Origin of the sequence: Protofrankia sp. CiP1_Cm_nod2 (genome assembly GCF_920664355.1) — a bacterium.
Taxonomy (GTDB): domain Bacteria; phylum Actinomycetota; class Actinomycetes; order Frankiales; family Frankiaceae; genus Protofrankia.
In genome coordinates this window covers 17,438-18,458 of the sequence record NZ_CAKKTL010000106.1, presented here as the reverse complement: position 1 = coordinate 18,458, position 1,021 = coordinate 17,438, and the positions used below count along the sequence as shown (strand labels likewise).

Sequence of the window (1,021 nt, the reverse complement as noted above, 5' to 3'; positions counted from 1 at the left end):
CAGCCAGCCCGGCCGGCCCACCGGCCCGCGGCCCGGGGCGGGCCCGGCCCCACCCGGTGGGCCCCGCCGCTCCTCCCGGCCCGGTGAGCGCACCCGTGCGCGGCATCGCGGCACACAGCCGTGTGACGAGGACGGCCGTACCCGCACCCAGCAGACCGGCGGCCAGCACCGCGGGGCCGACCAGCCGGCCGTCCGGCGCCCGGATGGCGGCCACGTTCAGGCAGCCGGCCAGCAGGGCGACCAGAACCACTCCGCTCAGGCCCGCGGCCATGTCGACCGTGACCGTCGCCGCCCGTCCCACCGGGGAGCCGTGACGGCGGGCGGTGGCCCGCCGCTCCCCTGCCCCGAGCAGCCGTCTCACCGGCGGCGCGGAAAGAACATGATCATACTGCTGCCGGGCCCCGGTCGCCGCTGGCGGCCCGGCCCACGGCGAAGCACCGGCGGCCCGCGCACCCCCGCGCCGTCTGGCCAGCTGGACGAGGATGACCGCCACCACGGCGGGGCCGATGACCCCGGCCAGGTTCCCGATCCCGTCGGAATCGGTCAGCGCGGCGGTGACGTCCGCGGCCAGCGCCGCCACCAGCACGATCGCGAGGGTCCCGGTCGACGCCCCGAGCGCCCGCACCCAGGCCCGGCCGAGCAGGACCCCTTCGACGGCGATGACGGCGGCGAGCGGAAGCCGCCCCACGGTCGCGGCGAGCACCGGTACGGCAGCGGCGACGGCGACGCAGATGCCGGTGAGAGGCGTCCGCGGGCAGCCCGGTCGCCGCGGGTGACTGTCCACCGGCGTGCCGGCCGGCTTCGTCCTGAGGACCGTCCTGCCTCCGCGGGCGTACACGTCCCCATGTTCCCATGGCTGCCGTGGGCGGTCGCGGACGACAGCGGCGAACCGGGCGAAACACCCAGGTGGACACCCAGGTGGACACCCGGATGGACAGCCGGATGGACAGCCGTATGCACGCCTGGGTGGGCGGTCCGTCCGGGCACCTGTCGCCGTATGCCCCCGGCGGGCATCGGCCTT

General features: G+C 77.3%; 1 pseudogene. It reads right to left on the bottom strand.

The annotated features are described in order from the left end of the window. Positions 1-838: pseudogene (locus NBW84_RS13400) on the bottom strand (hypothetical protein); the annotation flags it as partial. Between the last annotated feature and the right edge of the window lie 183 nt (positions 839-1,021).